Genomic DNA, 15,407 nt, shown 5'->3' with positions numbered 1-15,407 from the left:
GATGACATCGGCTACCTCATCGGCGCACGTCGGCGCAGCGGGCGGTGGTACCGCTGCCGGACGCGAAGCGCAGTCCGGCTTCGCGCTCGGCTTGCCGCCGCGTCCCGCATTGCTGTCGCGCCGCGCCTGGCTCGCGCTGATCGCACTGATCATCGTGTTCGGTCTTGGCGTGCCATTCGCCACCCTGGTGGTCCCGGAGACGAGCGCATTCCATCTGTCCGCGTATGCGACGACGATCACCGGCAAGTTCATGTGCTACGCGATTGCCGCGCTGGCACTCGATCTCGTGTGGGGTTACTGCGGCATCCTGAGTCTGGGACACGCGTTGTTCTTTGCATTGGGCGGTTACGCGATCGGCATGTACCTGATGCGCTCGATCGGCCACGAAGGCAAATACGGCAGCGACCTGCCCGACTTCATGGTGTTTCTCGATTGGCACCAACTGCCGTGGTACTGGCAAGGCACGCAGCACCTCGGCTATGCGCTGCTGCTGGTGGTGCTGGTGCCCGCCGTTGTTGCCTGGGTGTTCGGCTTCTTCACGTTCCGCTCGCGGGTGAAGGGCGTGTACCTGTCGATCATCACTCAGGCGATGACGTTTGCCGCCATGCTGCTTTTCTACCGCAACGAAACGGGATTCGGCGGTAATAACGGCTTTACCGACTTCAAGCGCATCGGCGGTTTTCCGATTACGCATCCGGGCACGCGCACTGCTCTTTTGCTGATCACGTTCGCGGTGTTGATTCTGGCCTTCATCGGCGCGCGGGCAATCGTCACGTCGAAGCTGGGCCGCGTGGTCACTGCGGTACGCGACGGCGAAACGCGCTTGATGTTCCTCGGCTACAGCCCGCTCGCGTATAAGTTGTTCGTGTGGACCGTCTCCGCTATTTTGTGCGGGATTGCAGGGGCGTTGTATGTGCCGCAGGTCGGCATCATCAACCCGGGCGAGATGTCGCCGGGCAACTCGATCGAGATGGCGATCTGGGTGGCGGTGGGCGGACGCGGCACGTTGATCGGACCGATCATCGGCGCGTTCGCGGTGAATGGCGCGAAGAGCTTCTTTACGGCGAACTTCCCTGAATACTGGCTGTTCTTTCTTGGCCTGATTTTCGTGCTGGTCCCGCTGTTGTTGCCGAACGGCATCATGGGGCTGATCGAAACGGTGACGCGCAAGAGGAACGGTTCATGAACGACAACCCGATGGTTCCTGATCTTGCATTGACTGAAGAGCCTGCTGAACGGTCGTTGAGCGGCGTCGCGAGCACGGGGCACGCGGTAGTGCCAGGCGAGATCGATATTTCGCATGGGACGATTCTTTACCTTGAAGACGTGACCGTGAGTTTCGATGGGTTTCGCGCGTTGAATGCGCTGACTTTATCGATCAACGCGGGGGAGTTGCGTTGCATCATCGGTCCGAACGGGGCCGGCAAGACGACGATGATGGATGTCATCACCGGGAAGACCGAACCGGATTCCGGCAAGGTTTTTTTGGGGCAGTCGATCGATCTGACGCGGATGAATGAGCCTTCTATTGCACGTGCGGGTATTGGGCGGAAGTTTCAGAAACCTACCGTTTTTGAGCAGCATCCCGTGTGGGAGAACCTTGAGTTGGCAATGAAGGCTGACAAGGGATGGTGGGCTTCTTTGCGTGCGCGATTGGATCGTGAGGCGCAAGCGCGGATTGAAGAGACTCTGGTTTTGATTGGGCTTGAGCGTGAGGCTCGGCGACTTGCTGGTGAGTTGTCGCATGGACAGAAGCAGCGGCTTGAGATCGGGATGTTGCTGATGCAGCAACCGGCGCTTTTGTTGCTCGATGAGCCTGCGGCGGGCATGACCGATGATGAGACGATGCAGCTAGCCGAGCTGCTTAATCATTTGCGCGGGACATGTTCGATGATGATTGTCGAACACGACATGGAGTTTGTTGCGGCGTTGTCGGGTGAAAAGGGAAAGGTCACGGTGATGGCAGAAGGGCGTGTTCTCGCCCATGGCACGCTTGACGAGGTGAAGAAGGACGAGACGGTGATCGAGTCTTATCTCGGGCGGTAATGGCCACAATCAAACCACGGCCGCAACAAGCCGCCAGAATTCAAGGATCGACCGACATGCTAGAAGTGGAAAACCTGAACCAGTACTACGGCGGCAGCCACATCCTCCGGGACGTGAAGCTCACCGTGCCTGACGGCAAGCTCACCGTGCTGCTGGGCCGCAACGGCGTGGGCAAAACAACCTTGCTTCGATGCCTGATGGGCGTCGTCCAGACCAAAAGCGGTTCGATCGCGTGGCGCGGCACTCCGATTACCAAACTTCCGACCTACTCGCGAGTGGAGAAAGGTCTGGCCTACGTCCCGCAAGGCCGCGACATCTTCCCGCGATTGACGGTCGAAGAAAACCTCCTGGTCGGCGCGGCCAGCAAAAAAGCCCCGAAGAAGATCCCGGACCGTATCTATGAGCTGTTCCCAGTCCTGAAGGATATGCGCGCCCGCCGCGGCGGCGACCTCTCCGGCGGTCAACAACAACAGCTCGCGATCGGGCGTGCGCTGATGAGCGATCCGCAATTGCTCATTCTCGATGAACCCACCGAAGGCATCCAACCGTCGATCATTCAGGACATCGGCCGCACGCTGCGTCAGCTGGTCGAAGAAATGGGCATGACGGTGCTGCTCGTCGAACAGTATTACGACTTCGCCAAAGAGATCGCCGATCGGTATTGGGTCATGAGCCGCGGAGAAATCGTCGCGGGCGGCGAAGGGGTCAATATGGATACGGATGGCGTACGTGCACTGATCGCCGTCTGACGGGTGCAAGCAGGACAAGCAGCGCAGCGTGCTATTCTCGCCGAATCCTGTGGCAACGCGGCTCGTCGTTGCATAACGCGTGCAGGCACGCTGCGCATTGACGCGTCTGTTGCCGCGTCCACTACTGTGCCCAGCCGCTCATTCATTCGCAAGTCCGCTCGCATGTCGCTCCACGAAAACCACGCCACACTCGCCGCCACGCAAAATACCGCACACTCGCAATGGCGCGCGCGCCTCGAACTCGGCTTCGTCAAAGAGGGCGAACGGACGACGCTCAAGCATCGGCTGCATGATGGTCCGTTGCGCGTGCAACGGCCGCTCTATCCGGAAGGCAATGCGATCTGTCACGCAGTAATCGTGCATCCGCCGGGCGGGATCGCAGGCGGCGATCAACTCGATATCGACGTTGTCGTCGGCGACAGTGCGCACGCCGTTATTACCACGCCCGGCGCAACCAAGTGGTACAAGTCCAATGGCCGTGCGGCACGGCAGAATATTGCGGTGCGTGTCGGCCCTCAGGCGAAGCTCGACTGGTTGCCGCAAAACAATATCGTTTTCGATCACGCCAACGCGATGCTGGATTTTTCGCTGACGCTTGGCGAAGGGGCTACTGCGATCGGGTGGGATGCGACTCAGCTTGGGCGGCAAGCGGCTGGCGAGCGGTGGTCGGACGGGCATTTGCGAGCTGTGTCGCGGATCGTTGACGCGAATGGCGAGGCGCTGTGGCTCGAACGCGCGAGTCTTGCGGCGGCGGATTCATTGCGGGATGCAGCGCAAGGGCTTGCCGGGTTTCCCGCTTATGGGACGCTGTGGGCCGTGGGGACAGCCTGCGATGATGCACTCGCTGAAGCGCTCACTGCCCAGCTGCCGTTTGATGATTCGTTGCGGGCGGCGGCTTCCTGTGTCACTGATGGGGTTTTGCTCGTGCGGGCGGTTTCGCGGTCTATGGAGATGCTGCAGCGGGCTATGACCGAGTGCTGGCTTCAGCTGCGCCCGGTCGTGCATGGCGTCGACGCTGTGCCACTTCGCATCTGGTCGACCTGATTCGCTCGGCATAGACGCCTGGCAGCGCAGCAAGCCTTCACCTTCGCAAGACGTCGCGAGCACCAATCTGGCGCAGCCGACTACGCCAAGTCGGTGCACTATCGTGTCTTTCGCCCCGCGAAGCCACGCTGCACCGCCATGGCACATACCTTGCATCAAAATCCCCCACGATGCTGCCACGCCCTGATGGCAGCCGACCGCTTCTCGCCACCACCGCCCACATAACATGACCCGATCGACCCTCCGCCCCGCGCGTCGCGCCTGGCTCGCCGCACTGTTGCTCTCGCCCATCCTCGCGATCAATGCGCCGGCCGCTCACGCGGATACGCTCGACAACATCGCCAAGGCGGGTGTGCTGAAAGTCGCCGTGCCGGAAGACTATCCGCCGTTCGGCTCGGTCGGCGCTGATATGAAGCCGCAAGGCTATGACATCGATACCGCCGCCCTGCTCGCGAAGTCGATGAACGTGAAGCTCGAACTCGTGCCGGTCAACAGCGCGAACCGCATCCCGTATCTGCAAACGGGGAAGGTCGATCTGGTCATCTCGTCGCTCGGCAAAACGCCTGAACGCGACAAGGTCATCGATTTTTCGACGGCCTATGCGCCGTACTACCAAGGCGTATTCGGTCCCGCCGATATCAAGGTCACCGGCCCCGCCGATCTCACCGGCAAAACGGTCGGCGCGACGCGCGGCGCGCTCGAAGAAATCGGTCTCTCGCAAATGGCGCCGAACGCGACTATCAAGCGCTTCGAAGATAACAACGCGACCATCGCGGCATTCCTCTCGGGTCAGGTGCAGTTGATCGCCGCTGGCAACATCGTCGCCGCCGCGATCCTCGCGAAGAATCCGCCGCGTCGTCCGGAACCGAAGTTCGTCATCAAGAATTCGCCGTGCTTCGTCGGCATGAACAAGAACGAAGGACGCCTGCAACAGAAGGTGAATGCCGCCATCGCACAAGCGAAGCAGGACGGCACGCTCAACACGATGTCGAAGAAGTGGTTCGGCGCGCCGCTGCCGGCCGATCTGTAAGCGCGTCGTTAGCCAAACTTGATACCGTGACTGCCTTATCCGGCATTGCACTCGTCGTGGACTCATCCTGTGCGCAGCACGTAATGAGTCCACGACTTGCAGCGCCTATCACTGTCGTCGTCTGCTCCCCCGGGACAGGCGCAACCCTAAGTACATAATCGATGAAGCTGACACCTCGCGAGAAGGACAAGCTGCTGATCTTCACCGCCGCGCTGCTCGCCGAACGGCGCCGCGCTCGCGGCCTCAAACTGAATTACCCGGAAGCGGTCGCCTTCATCAGCGCCGCGCTGATGGAAGCGGCCCGTGACGGCAAGACCGTCGCCGAGGTCATGCACTACGGCACCACGCTTCTGACACGCGCCGACGTGATGGAAGGCGTGCCGGAAATGATCCCCGACATCCAGGTCGAAGCCACGTTCCCCGACGGCACCAAGCTCGTCACCGTTCACCATCCGATCCCGTAACCCGTACCCCCGTACCACGAAAGGCAGCCCCATGATTCCCGGCGAACTCCTCATCGACGACGGCGAACACGAACTCAACGCGGGCCGCGCGACCGTCACGGTGCTCGTGTCGAATACCGGCGACCGGCCGGTGCAGATCGGCTCGCACTATCATTTCTACGAAGTGAACGAAGCGCTCTCGTTCGATCGCGAAGCGGCACGCGGCTTCCGCCTGAACATCGCGGCAGGCACCGCCGTGCGCTTCGAGCCCGGCCAGGAACGCACCGTCGAGCTGGTCGAACTGGCAGGCGACCGTGTCGTCTACGGCTTCAACGGCAAGGTGATGGGCAAGCTCTGATGCGCCACGCGCACAGCCTGCATGTGACCACCCTGCTCATTTCCGGACCCACACCATGACATTACGCATTGGCCGCCGTGCATACGCGGAAATGTTCGGCCCCACCACCGGCGACCGCGTGCGCCTCGCCGACACCGAGCTGCTGATCGAAGTCGAACGCGACTTCACGACGTACGGCGAAGAAGTGAAATTCGGCGGCGGCAAAGTGATTCGCGACGGCATGGGCCAGTCGCAACGCGTGCATGCCGACGTGGTCGATACGGTCGTGACGAATGCGGTGATTCTCGATCACTGGGGCATCGTCAAGGCCGACATCGGCATCAAGAACGGCCGCATCGCCGCGATCGGCAAAGCCGGCAATCCCGACATCCAGCCAAATGTGACGATCGCGATCGGCGCGTCCACCGAAGTAATCGCGGGCGAAGGCCTGATCGTGACGGCGGGCGGCATCGATACGCACATTCATTTCATCAGCCCGCAGCAGATCGAAGAAGCACTCGCGAGCGGCGTGACGACGATGCTCGGCGGCGGTACGGGCCCGGCAACGGGTACGAACGCGACGACTTGCACGCCGGGTCCGTGGCATCTCGAACGCATGCTGCAAGCGGCGGATGGTTATCCGATGAATCTCGGTTTCCTCGGCAAAGGCAATGTGAGCCAGCCGCAACCGGCGCTTGAACAGATCGCCGCAGGTGCGATTGGTTTGAAGCTGCACGAAGACTGGGGCACGACGCCTGCCGCCATCGACAACTGTCTTTCCGTCGCCGACGATACCGACACGCAGGTCGCGATCCACACGGATACATTGAACGAAGCGGGTTTTGTCGAAGCGACCATGGCCGCGTTCAAGGGCCGCACGATCCACACGTATCACACGGAAGGCGCAGGCGGCGGCCACGCGCCGGACATCATCAAGGTCTGCGGCGAAGCGAACGTGCTGCCCTCGTCGACCAATCCGACGCGCCCGTACACCGTCAACACGCTCGAAGAGCATCTCGACATGCTGATGGTGTGCCACCACCTGGACCCGTCGATTGCGGAAGATATCGCGTTTGCCGAGTCGCGCATTCGTCGCGAGACCATCGCCGCCGAAGATATCCTGCACGACCTCGGCGCGTTGTCGATGCTGTCGTCGGATTCGCAGGCAATGGGGCGCGTGGGCGAGGTCATCATCCGCACGTGGCAGACCGCGCACAAGATGAAAGTGCAACGCGGCGCGCTGCCTGAAGACAACGCGCGTCACGACAATTTCCGCGCGAAACGTTACGTCGCCAAGTACACGATCAACCCGGCCATCACGCACGGTATTTCGCATGAAGTCGGCTCGATCGAACCCGGCAAGTGGGCCGATCTGGTGTTCTGGGAGCCAGCGTTTTTCGGCATCAAGCCGTCGCTGATCCTGAAGGGCGGCATGATCGCGATGGCGCAGATGGGTGACCCGAATGCGTCGATTCCGACGCCGCAGCCGGTCCACTATCGCGAGATGTTCGCGACGCGTGGCGGGGCGCTGGGACGCACTTCCCTGACCTTCGTTTCGCAGATGGCCGCCGATGCGGGCGTCGGCGAACGCTATGGCCTGAACAAGCGTATCGTTGCTGTAAAGAACTGCCGCAACATCTCGAAGGCCGACATGATTCACAACGCGTGGCGTCCGGCGATCAGCGTCGATCCGGAGACGTATCAGGTCATCGCAGACGGTCAGTTGCTGACTTGCGAGCCCGCAACCGTGCTGCCGATGGCGCAACGCTACTTTCTGTTCTAAACCATGCGCACTATCGACAAACTGATTGCGCCGCATCTGAAACTGGCACCTGTGCTGGTGAAGCGCGCGCCGACCTTGACGCTCGCTTTTGATGACCGTCGCAAGAGCCGTCTCGCAGCAACGCTCGACAACGGCGAAGAAGTCGCGCTGCTGCTGCCGCGCGGCACTGTGCTGCGCGACGGCGATGTTCTGGTCGCCGATGATGGAGGTCTCGTGCGCGTAGTCGCCGCGCCCGAAGCGGTGCTGGTGGTCCGCGCGAAAGACGCGTTGACGTTGACGCGCGCCGCGTACCACCTCGGCAATCGTCACACGCCGGTTGAAGTCGGCGCGGATTACCTGAAGCTTGAATACGATCCGGTGCTGGCCGATATGCTGAAGCGCATCGGCGCAAGCGTGGATCAGGTGTCGATGCCGTTCCAGCCGGAATCCGGCGCGTACGGCGGCGGTCACAAGCATGGTCATGACGAGACCTTCGCAGAAGACTATGCCCTCGCGCAGCAGGTGTTCGGCGAGCATCATGGGCATGAGCATTCGCATGGCCATGGCCACCCACACGAACAAGGTCATAGTCACGCGCACGGTCACTCGCAAGAGCATGACCACGGCCATGAGCATTCGCACGATCACAAAGACGACGATCACGTCCACGACGAATCGTGCGGCCACGGGCATCATCACCACCATGCGCATCGCTGAACTCACGGCGCTACTGCATCTCGCGTCGCCGGCACTACCGATCGGCGCGTTCAGCTACTCGCAGGGTCTCGAAGCGGCGATCGAAGCGCAACTCATCACCGACGCAGATTCCGCACGCGATTGGATCGCGAGCGGTTTAACCGATGTGCTCGCGCGTGGCGAGCTGCCGTTTCTCGCGCATCAGATGGAACGCTGGCGTGCGCACGACGCAGACGGCTTAAAGGAAGCGAACAGCGAATTCCTAGCAAGCCGGGAGTCCGCGGAACTAAGACGCGAGACGGAACAGATGGGCTGGTCGCTGAGACAGTTGTGCGTCTCGCTGGAATGGGGCGACGCCGAACGGCGCACGACGCTGGCGTCGCTCAAGCCGCTGGCCCAACCCACGGCTTTCGCCTTCGCCGCTTTCGCACACAATGCAGCACCTGACGCCGCGCTCGCCGCCTACGCATTCAGCTGGGTGGAAAACCAGACCGCCGCCGCATTGAAGGCGGTGCCGCTCGGCCAACTCGCGGGCCAGCGCATCATCGTCGCGTTGCGTGAGCCGATCGACGCTGCCGTCACACGAGCATTGGCCACTTCTCCCGACAACATCAACACCTTCGCGCCGCAATTGGGCATTCTGTCGGCGCGTCACGAGTCGCAGTATTCGCGGCTGTTCCGCTCATAAATTAACCCATCATGAACGCACCTCACCACCCCACTCAACCGCCTGTCCGCACGAAAAAACTGCCGCCGCTGCGCGTGGGCGTCGGCGGCCCGGTCGGCTCGGGCAAGACCACGCTGCTCGAAATGCTCTGCAAGGCGATGCGCGAACAGTACGACCTCGTCGCGATCACCAACGACATCTATACGAAGGAGGACCAGCGTCTGTTGACAGTGGCAGGCGCATTGCCCGCCGAACGGATCATGGGCGTCGAAACGGGCGGCTGCCCGCACACGGCGATTCGTGAAGACGCATCGATCAATCTCGAAGCCGTCGACCGCATGCTGACGCGCTTTCCCGATGCGGACATCGTGTTCATTGAATCGGGCGGCGATAACCTCGCGGCGACATTCAGTCCGGAACTGTCGGACCTGACGATCTATGTGATCGACGTGGCCGGCGGCGAGAAGATTCCGCGCAAAGGTGGCCCGGGTATTACGAAATCGGATCTGCTGGTGATCAACAAGACCGATCTCGCGCCGATGGTCGGCGCGAATCTGGAGGTGATGGCTTCCGACGCGAAGAAGATGCGCGGCGAGCGGCCCTTCGTGATGTGCAATCTGAAGGCGCTCGACGGACTGGATGTGGTGGTGAAATTTATCGAGAAGAAGGGGTTGTTGAAGGTCTAAGCCCTTACTCGCCCGGATGGCATTCAAGCAGGAATGCCATCATTTCGGATCCATCTTTCGATAGATAGAAGCGCACCATCTTCTCGTTGAAGTCGCCCGCGCGCTGCGCTGGCACGCTGATCGCGTCGATACCGTTCGACATCAACACACCATTCATCATGAAGCGCGACGTGCGCTTGTTGCCGTCGAAGAAGAATTGCTGCAATGCGCCGAACAGGAAGAAAGCGCAAGCTCTCTCGAAGGCGTTGGAAACCTGATCGGTCAGTGCGTGTGTGCCCGCGGCAAAAACCTGGTTGAGTTCAGGGGCACCGGGCAAGGTCGGCAGCGGGGTATGTCGCCCCGCCTCCCCCAACGCTTCGTCGGGCATGTATCGCGTTTCCTCGCCTTCCCCACGGAACACGCCCCACTCGAGCGCCTCATTACGCGCAACAAGGCGGTGCAGGTCGCAAAACGTTGTTTTGTCGAGCGCAAATCTGCCGTTCTGCACGATCGCCAGTAGATGTTTCGAACTCTCCGCCAAGTTCAGAATCTGCTCCTGATCAGAAACTTTCCGCCCGCCAACCGTTACGCCGTCGAGCAGGGTCTTTACCTCAGGAAACGTGAACGGATTACCTTCGAGCACGCTCGCATCCCACACGAATTCCGGCAGCATCCGATGAAAGCGAAAACACACCCGTTTAATCGAATGGGTCGGCAAGTCTTGCGGGATCGCGGCGCGATCCCATTGAAAACCGAGGTCAGTAAAGAGCGTCATGGCAGCAGTGGAAAATGCGGTTCGAATCAGAAGGTGGTCAATGCGCACGCCCGATGTTCGCAGAATATATGATTTATTGGCGCACAAACCGATAAGACAAGCGCCGCAATTCGCGGCGCTTGAATGACTACGCTGTGACTACTCCGGCAACACCGCCATCAACACATCAACAGTCCGTGCCGTTGCGCCGCGATGGCGCGCGGCAAACGCGGAAGCCGCGCCGCCCATCGCCAGCCGCCTTGCCTTGTCGCCGAACAGCTCGCGCAACGCCCGCGCCAGATCAGCCGGATCTTGCACCTGCACCGCCGCACCCGCCGCGACCGCGTCCGCCGTGGCTTGCGTAAAGTTGAACACATGCGGCCCGATCAGCACCGGCACACCGACCGCACAGGCTTCAATCAGATTCTGCCCGCCCAGCGGCAGCAAACTCCCGCCGATAAACGCCAGATCCGAGGCGGCATAGTAAGCGCCCAACTCGCCCATCGAATCACCGAGCAGCACGTTGACGTCAGAAGGCAAAGCAGGCACACCGCCGCCTGCAGTTGCAGCAGCAGCCGACGCTACCGCCGCGCTCGGCGCCCAGGTCGAACGCCGCGCAAGCCGCAAACCCGCCGTCTCGACCAACGCCGCCACTTCGTTAAACCGTTGCGGATGACGCGGCACCAGAATCAGCAACGCATCATCGATACCAAGCGCCGCGAACGCCTGCAGCACCAGCTCCTCTTCGCCTTCGCGCGTACTCGCCGCGACCCACACCGGCCGCGTGCCGATCGCCGCACGCCACGCATGACCACGCGCCGCCAGTTCCGGCGGCGTGCTCATATCGAACTTCAGATTACCGAGTACCGCGACGTTACGCGCACCGAGTGCAGTGAGCCGCTCCGCATCCGACGGACTCTGCGCCAGCACCCGCGCAAATCCGCCGAACACGTCCTTGGTCGCATGGCCGAACTTGGCCGCGCGCTTGTACGAGCGCGCCGACATCCGCGCATTGGTCAGCACGAGCGGCACGTCCGCGCGACGGCATTCGTCGATCAGTGTCGGCCACACTTCGGTTTCCATCACGAGACCGAGCGACGGCCGCCACGCCCGCAAAAACCGCCGCACCACGTGCGGCATGTCGTATGGCAGATAGCTGCGCAACACACGGTCGCCGAAAATCTGCTCGCCGGTGGCACGGCCACTCGGCGTCATATGCGTCAAAAGAATGCGTGCGTCAGGACGCGCTTTCATCAGCGCGTCGATCAGGGGTTGCGCGGCACGCGTCTCGCCCACCGACACCGCATGCACCCAGATCAGCGGCGCATTGTCTTCCGGCAACCGGCCACGGGAGTAACCGAAACGCTCGGCAATATGCTCGCGATAGCCGCGCTCCTTGCGCGAACGGATCAGCAAACGCAGCACGGCAAGCGGCGCGACGATCCACCAGAGCGCGTTATAAATCGCCCTCAGCATCGGGACTCCGCACATCCGGGCGCGAATCCGAATGCAAGCGCGAGTTTCACAGCGCGATCGAAACAGACAGCGGCGCTCAAACCAGCGCCCTGCCCTTCAGGCGCTCGAGAATGCCGAGCGGTGCGCATTCTGGCTGCGCCATCGCCTTGACCGGCAGGAAGAAGGTCTGCTCCAGCATGAACTGGCCGGACATCACCGCATGCGAAGTCTGATCGGAGAAACACACCCACACGCTGCCCGGCGGAAACGGCATGGTCTCCTGCGGACTCGACTTCTGATAGTTGAGATCGGCCTTCATGCTGTCGTGCAGATTCAGCATCAGATGGTCGTATTCGCTGCGCGGCGATTTGGTGACGTGCAGCAGGTTCAGCAGCCACGCCGAGCCCGGCATCTGCGGCTTGATGCGCGGCAGGAAGCGTTTGGCCATATCCTCGAACGGTTCGCCGACGCGCCACACGCGCGGTGCGCCATGCGGATTGACGTTGGTGAACACGCGCAAAATGCGCTCGCCGTAATTCGGCCGCGACGGAAAGGCATCGACGTGCAAACGGCTATCGTCTTTACGCCAGGACGTCTCGCGCCCTTGCACCTCATGCAGCCGCAGGCTCGTCGGCGCGACGCGCAACTTGCTGTTGTATTCGGGGAACAGCCCATCGACGAGCGTGCGCGCATTGGTCTGATAGCGCGCGATCAACGCGCGCACCGCCGATTGCGTGACCGCATCGCCAGCCACGCCGTGCAAGGCGCCGCCGTTCGGCTCAAGACTGATGTTCTTGCGGCTCGGATCGGCCAGTTTGGGATCGAGCAACGCCTGTTCGCCGCCTTCGATCGCAAAGCGCAGGTTCGGGAAATACAGCACCTTGCCGCGTTCGACGCCGGCCAGCAGCATCTCGCGTGGCACGGACAGGTTGCGTCCGTGCCAGTCTGCGTTCGCTACTTCGATGATCTGGGTTTCGTTCATGGTCGCCCTTGAAAACGGATGGAGCGTGAGGCGAAGCACCCCGCATTACAGCGTTACGACATTAGAGCAGGCCGAAACCTGCCAGCGCGGATTTGACTTCTTGCAGCGTGGGCGGCTTGCCGGCTGTGCCGAGGTTGACGACGTTCGGCGACCAGTAGCCGCCAGTACGCCACGCGGTGGCGAAATTGTACAACTCGACTGTCGGCCGCTTCAGCGCCGCCGCAATGTGAACCAGACCTGTGTCAACGCCGACTGTCGCGGCGGCGCCTTCGATCAGGCCGACTACCGCCGGCAACGACAGCCTGGGCGGCACGATAGCCGCACCGCCGAATTCCTTCGCCAGACGCTCGCTGGTGACGCGCTCGTCCTCACTGCCCCACGGCAGCACGATCGACGCGCCGCGCCGCACCAGAGACTGACCGAGTTCGATCCACGCGGTATCGGGCCACTGCTTGTCGGCGCGCGAGGTGGCATGCACGAACACTACGTAAGGCACCGGCAGATTCAGATTCGCCCCCGACAAAGCCAGCGCCGCGCGCCCGGTGTCAATGCCGAAGTCGATATCGTCGGTGGGCTGCGGCAGCGGGTCGTTCAGCGCCGCGGCCACCAGCTGGCGGGTACGCTCGACCACATGGGTGCGCGGCTCGATCGGCACCCTCTTTTTGTAGAAGAAGCGCACCGGCCATTCGAAGCCCGCGCCGTCGGTACGGTTCGCAAGGCCGACCAGCGGTCCACGCGCCATGCTCGCGACCCACGCCGTCTTGATGAGCCCCTGGCAGTCGATCACGAGGTCGTAGTTCTCGGCGGCGAGCGCGCGGCGAAACGCGCCGATCTCGCGCCAGGTGTCGACCGAAAGGATGCGCTTGCGCCAGCGCCGCAGCGACACGGGAATCGCCCGCCGCACGCCGCTGACGAGCTCCACGAGCCCCACGAAGCTTTCTTCGACGAGCCAGTCGATCTGGGCTTCGGGATGGCGGCGTTGGATGCCGGCGATCACCGGCATGTTGTGAACGACGTCGCCCAATGACGACACCCTCACGATCAGTATCTTTTGCACGCTCAAGTGTGGGAAAACCGGCTATCCGGCCCGAAGATGCGTTGAGAAAAGTGCCCTCGCGCGAGGTCCCCCGAGGGGGCGAGGACCGCAATTCTAGCGCGATACGGGTAAATGGCATGAAAAAACGCGGCGCGGTAAGTGAAACCCGCGCCGCGTTCGACGGTGGCCGCGGTTCGCGAAGAACCACGGCGCGCTCGAGCCTTTAGAACGGCAGCTTCGCGTCAGGCTTCTCCGCCATGATCACGCGGCGGAAGTCTTCCTGGATGCGCTTGAGCGCCTCGTCGCTATCGGCTTCGAAACGCATTACCACCACCGGCGTAGTGTTCGACGAGCGCGCAAGGCCGAAGCCGTCCGGGTACTCGACACGCAGGCCGTCGATCTTCACGACGTCGTCCGCGCCGGTGAACTTCGCGTTTTGCTGCAAACGTGCGATCAGTTCGAAGTTTTCGCCTTCTTCGAGCTTCAATTGCAGTTCCGGCGTGGAATTCGAGTTCGGCAGCGAGTTCAGCAGCTTGCTCGGATCCGCCACACGCGTAAGGATCTCGAGCAGCCGCGCACCCGTGTACAGGCCGTCGTCAAACCCGTACCAGCGGTCTTTGAAGAACACATGGCCGCTCATTTCGCCTGCCAGCGGTGCGCCGGTTTCGCGCAGCTTCGCTTTCACGAGCGAGTGGCCGGTCTTCCACATCAGCGGTTCGCCGCCTTTATCTTTGACCCATTTGGCGAGATTGCGCGTGCACTTCACGTCGTAAATGATCTGCGCGCCCTTGTTGCGCGACAGCACTTCTTCGGCGAACAGCATCAGCTGGCGGTCCGGATAGATGATCTCGCCGTCTTTGGTGACGACGCCGAGGCGGTCGCCGTCGCCGTCGAACGCGAAACCGATTTCCGCGTCCGTTTCCTTCAACGCGCGGATCACGTCCTGCAGATTCTCGGGGTGAGCCGGGTCCGGGTGATGGTTCGGGAAGTTGCCGTCGATCTCGGTGAACAGTTCGACCAGTTCGCAGCCGAGCTTCTTGAAGAGCTTCGGCGCGAGCCCGCCTGCCACACCGTTGCCGGTGTCGACCACGATCTTGATCGGGCGTGCGAGCTTGACGTCGCTGGCAATGCGATCCAGATACGCATCGGCGATGTCGTACTCGGTGTATGTGCCGCTGCCATCAGTGAAGTTTTCGTCGACGATGCGCTGATGCAGCGCGAGGATCTGCTCGCCGTAAATGGCCGCGCCGCGCAGCACCATCTTGAAGCCGTTGTAGTCGGGCGGATTGTGGCTGCCCGTCACGACGATGCACGAATCGACGCGGCGTTCGCCGCCGTCGAGCTTCAACGGCACGCTGGCCGCGAAGTAGCCGACCGGAGTCGGCACCATGCCGACGTTGACCACGTCGACGCCGGCCGCACGCAGACCGTCCGACAGTGCCTGGATCAGCTCGGGACCCGAGAGGCGCCCGTCACGCGCGACCACGACGGCGTCGCCACCTTGCGCCCGCACTTCGCTGCCGAAGGCGCGACCGATCGAACGCGCTGTGTCGGCGTCGAGCGTCTTGCCGATCACACCGCGAATGTCATACGCCTTGAAAATAGATTTGGAGATCATGATGGCTCACTTACGTGCAATGGAAAATTTTGACCGACGCATCGCCGAGAAATCGGTAAAACACGCTGTTAAACCGAGCGATGCGTCCTTGCCGGAAGCGATCCGGTTCCAACTTATAATTGC

Annotated in this window: 16 protein-coding genes; 11 read left to right on the top strand and 5 right to left on the bottom strand. The window is 61.9% G+C overall.

Annotation, left to right across the window (positions count from 1 at the left end; translation table 11 throughout):
- The first annotated feature begins 1 nt into the window (after window position 1).
- The 11 genes from urtC (at window position 2) to ureG (ending at window position 9,460) form a co-directional block, all read left to right on the top strand.
- A complete protein-coding gene (gene urtC / locus P3T22_RS11345) occupies window positions 2–1,186 on the top strand; it encodes an urea ABC transporter permease subunit UrtC (RefSeq protein WP_429325006.1) in 1,185 nt (394 codons plus the stop codon).
- Window positions 1,183–2,046, top strand: a complete 864-nt coding sequence (urtD, locus tag P3T22_RS11340; protein WP_429325005.1) for an urea ABC transporter ATP-binding protein UrtD — start codon at window positions 1,183–1,185, stop codon at window positions 2,044–2,046. Before urtC ends, urtD begins: the two co-directional genes overlap by 4 nt.
- Window positions 2,047–2,102: 56 nt before the next feature.
- The gene (gene urtE / locus P3T22_RS11335) at window positions 2,103–2,795 is read left to right on the top strand and encodes an urea ABC transporter ATP-binding subunit UrtE (RefSeq protein ID WP_429325004.1); all 693 of its coding nucleotides are present in this window, start codon (window positions 2,103–2,105) and stop codon (window positions 2,793–2,795) included.
- Window positions 2,796–2,957: 162 nt separating this feature from the next.
- Window positions 2,958–3,839 (top strand): urease accessory protein UreD, encoded by an 882-nt coding sequence (locus P3T22_RS11330; protein WP_429325003.1) that lies wholly within the window; start codon window positions 2,958–2,960, stop codon window positions 3,837–3,839.
- 226 nt (window positions 3,840–4,065) lie between these two features.
- The gene (locus tag P3T22_RS11325; RefSeq protein WP_063495017.1) at window positions 4,066–4,869 is read left to right on the top strand and encodes a transporter substrate-binding domain-containing protein; all 804 of its coding nucleotides are present in this window, start codon (window positions 4,066–4,068) and stop codon (window positions 4,867–4,869) included.
- 161 nt (window positions 4,870–5,030) lie between these two features.
- Complete coding sequence (gene ureA, locus P3T22_RS11320) at window positions 5,031–5,333, top strand: urease subunit gamma (protein WP_063495016.1); 303 nt, start codon at window positions 5,031–5,033, stop codon at window positions 5,331–5,333.
- 31 nt (window positions 5,334–5,364) lie between these two features.
- Window positions 5,365–5,670, top strand: coding sequence for an urease subunit beta (locus tag P3T22_RS11315; RefSeq protein WP_063495015.1), 306 nt, complete (start codon window positions 5,365–5,367; stop codon window positions 5,668–5,670).
- Between the two features lie 55 nt (window positions 5,671–5,725).
- A complete protein-coding gene (ureC, locus tag P3T22_RS11310; protein ID WP_429325002.1) occupies window positions 5,726–7,432 on the top strand; it encodes an urease subunit alpha in 1,707 nt (568 codons plus the stop codon).
- 3 nt (window positions 7,433–7,435) lie between these two features.
- The gene (ureE, locus tag P3T22_RS11305; RefSeq protein ID WP_063495013.1) at window positions 7,436–8,128 is read left to right on the top strand and encodes an urease accessory protein UreE; all 693 of its coding nucleotides are present in this window, start codon (window positions 7,436–7,438) and stop codon (window positions 8,126–8,128) included.
- Window positions 8,115–8,795, top strand: coding sequence for an urease accessory protein UreF (locus P3T22_RS11300; RefSeq protein WP_063495012.1), 681 nt, complete (start codon window positions 8,115–8,117; stop codon window positions 8,793–8,795). The genes ureE and P3T22_RS11300 overlap by 14 nt, the downstream gene beginning before the upstream one ends.
- An 11-nt stretch (window positions 8,796–8,806) precedes the next feature.
- Window positions 8,807–9,460, top strand: a complete 654-nt coding sequence (ureG, locus tag P3T22_RS11295; protein WP_063495011.1) for an urease accessory protein UreG — start codon at window positions 8,807–8,809, stop codon at window positions 9,458–9,460.
- A gap of 4 nt (window positions 9,461–9,464) precedes the next feature.
- Here ureG and P3T22_RS11290 read toward each other — a convergent pair whose 3' ends face one another.
- The 5 genes from P3T22_RS11290 to P3T22_RS11270 all read right to left on the bottom strand — a co-directional run bounded on the left by P3T22_RS11290 (window position 9,465) and on the right by P3T22_RS11270 (window position 15,284).
- Complete coding sequence (locus P3T22_RS11290) at window positions 9,465–10,214, bottom strand: Fic family protein (RefSeq protein WP_063495010.1); 750 nt, start codon at window positions 10,212–10,214, stop codon at window positions 9,465–9,467.
- Between the two features lie 138 nt (window positions 10,215–10,352).
- The gene (gene waaA / locus P3T22_RS11285) at window positions 10,353–11,669 is read right to left on the bottom strand and encodes a lipid IV(A) 3-deoxy-D-manno-octulosonic acid transferase (protein WP_063495009.1); all 1,317 of its coding nucleotides are present in this window, start codon (window positions 11,667–11,669) and stop codon (window positions 10,353–10,355) included.
- Between the two features lie 76 nt (window positions 11,670–11,745).
- A complete protein-coding gene (locus P3T22_RS11280; RefSeq protein WP_429325001.1) occupies window positions 11,746–12,630 on the bottom strand; it encodes a Kdo hydroxylase family protein in 885 nt (294 codons plus the stop codon).
- A 61-nt stretch (window positions 12,631–12,691) separates the two neighbouring features.
- Complete coding sequence (gene waaC, locus P3T22_RS11275) at window positions 12,692–13,693, bottom strand: lipopolysaccharide heptosyltransferase I (protein ID WP_429325000.1); 1,002 nt, start codon at window positions 13,691–13,693, stop codon at window positions 12,692–12,694.
- 196 nt (window positions 13,694–13,889) lie between these two features.
- Window positions 13,890–15,284 (bottom strand): phosphomannomutase/phosphoglucomutase, encoded by a 1,395-nt coding sequence (locus P3T22_RS11270; RefSeq protein WP_063495006.1) that lies wholly within the window; start codon window positions 15,282–15,284, stop codon window positions 13,890–13,892.
- Between the last annotated feature and the right edge of the window lie 123 nt (window positions 15,285–15,407).

It is taken from the genome of Paraburkholderia sp. GAS348 (assembly GCF_050434205.1).
Lineage (GTDB): Bacteria > Pseudomonadota > Gammaproteobacteria > Burkholderiales > Burkholderiaceae > Paraburkholderia.
The sequence above is the reverse complement of the archived record's forward strand: the minus strand, read 5'-3'. Positions and strand labels throughout refer to the sequence as shown.

What these genes read in the sequence shown, in the direction of transcription:
- ureG (WP_063495011.1), top strand. Translation starts at nt 8,807, where the DNA reads ATGAACGCACCTCACCACCCCACTCAACCGCCTGTCCGCACGAAAAAA.
- waaA (WP_063495009.1), bottom strand. Translation starts at nt 11,669, where the DNA reads ATGCTGAGGGCGATTTATAACGCGCTCTGGTGGATCGTCGCGCCGCTT.
- ureC (WP_429325002.1), top strand. Translation starts at nt 5,726, where the DNA reads ATGACATTACGCATTGGCCGCCGTGCATACGCGGAAATGTTCGGCCCC.
- P3T22_RS11315 (WP_063495015.1), top strand. Translation starts at nt 5,365, where the DNA reads ATGATTCCCGGCGAACTCCTCATCGACGACGGCGAACACGAACTCAAC.
- ureE (WP_063495013.1), top strand. Translation starts at nt 7,436, where the DNA reads ATGCGCACTATCGACAAACTGATTGCGCCGCATCTGAAACTGGCACCT.
- P3T22_RS11270 (WP_063495006.1), bottom strand. Translation starts at nt 15,284, where the DNA reads ATGATCTCCAAATCTATTTTCAAGGCGTATGACATTCGCGGTGTGATC.
- P3T22_RS11300 (WP_063495012.1), top strand. Translation starts at nt 8,115, where the DNA reads ATGCGCATCGCTGAACTCACGGCGCTACTGCATCTCGCGTCGCCGGCA.
- P3T22_RS11280 (WP_429325001.1), bottom strand. Translation starts at nt 12,630, where the DNA reads ATGAACGAAACCCAGATCATCGAAGTAGCGAACGCAGACTGGCACGGA.
- urtE (WP_429325004.1), top strand. Translation starts at nt 2,103, where the DNA reads ATGCTAGAAGTGGAAAACCTGAACCAGTACTACGGCGGCAGCCACATC.
- ureA (WP_063495016.1), top strand. Translation starts at nt 5,031, where the DNA reads ATGAAGCTGACACCTCGCGAGAAGGACAAGCTGCTGATCTTCACCGCC.
- urtD (WP_429325005.1), top strand. Translation starts at nt 1,183, where the DNA reads ATGAACGACAACCCGATGGTTCCTGATCTTGCATTGACTGAAGAGCCT.
- urtC (WP_429325006.1), top strand. Translation starts at nt 2, where the DNA reads ATGACATCGGCTACCTCATCGGCGCACGTCGGCGCAGCGGGCGGTGGT.
- P3T22_RS11325 (WP_063495017.1), top strand. Translation starts at nt 4,066, where the DNA reads ATGACCCGATCGACCCTCCGCCCCGCGCGTCGCGCCTGGCTCGCCGCA.
- P3T22_RS11330 (WP_429325003.1), top strand. Translation starts at nt 2,958, where the DNA reads ATGTCGCTCCACGAAAACCACGCCACACTCGCCGCCACGCAAAATACC.
- P3T22_RS11290 (WP_063495010.1), bottom strand. Translation starts at nt 10,214, where the DNA reads ATGACGCTCTTTACTGACCTCGGTTTTCAATGGGATCGCGCCGCGATC.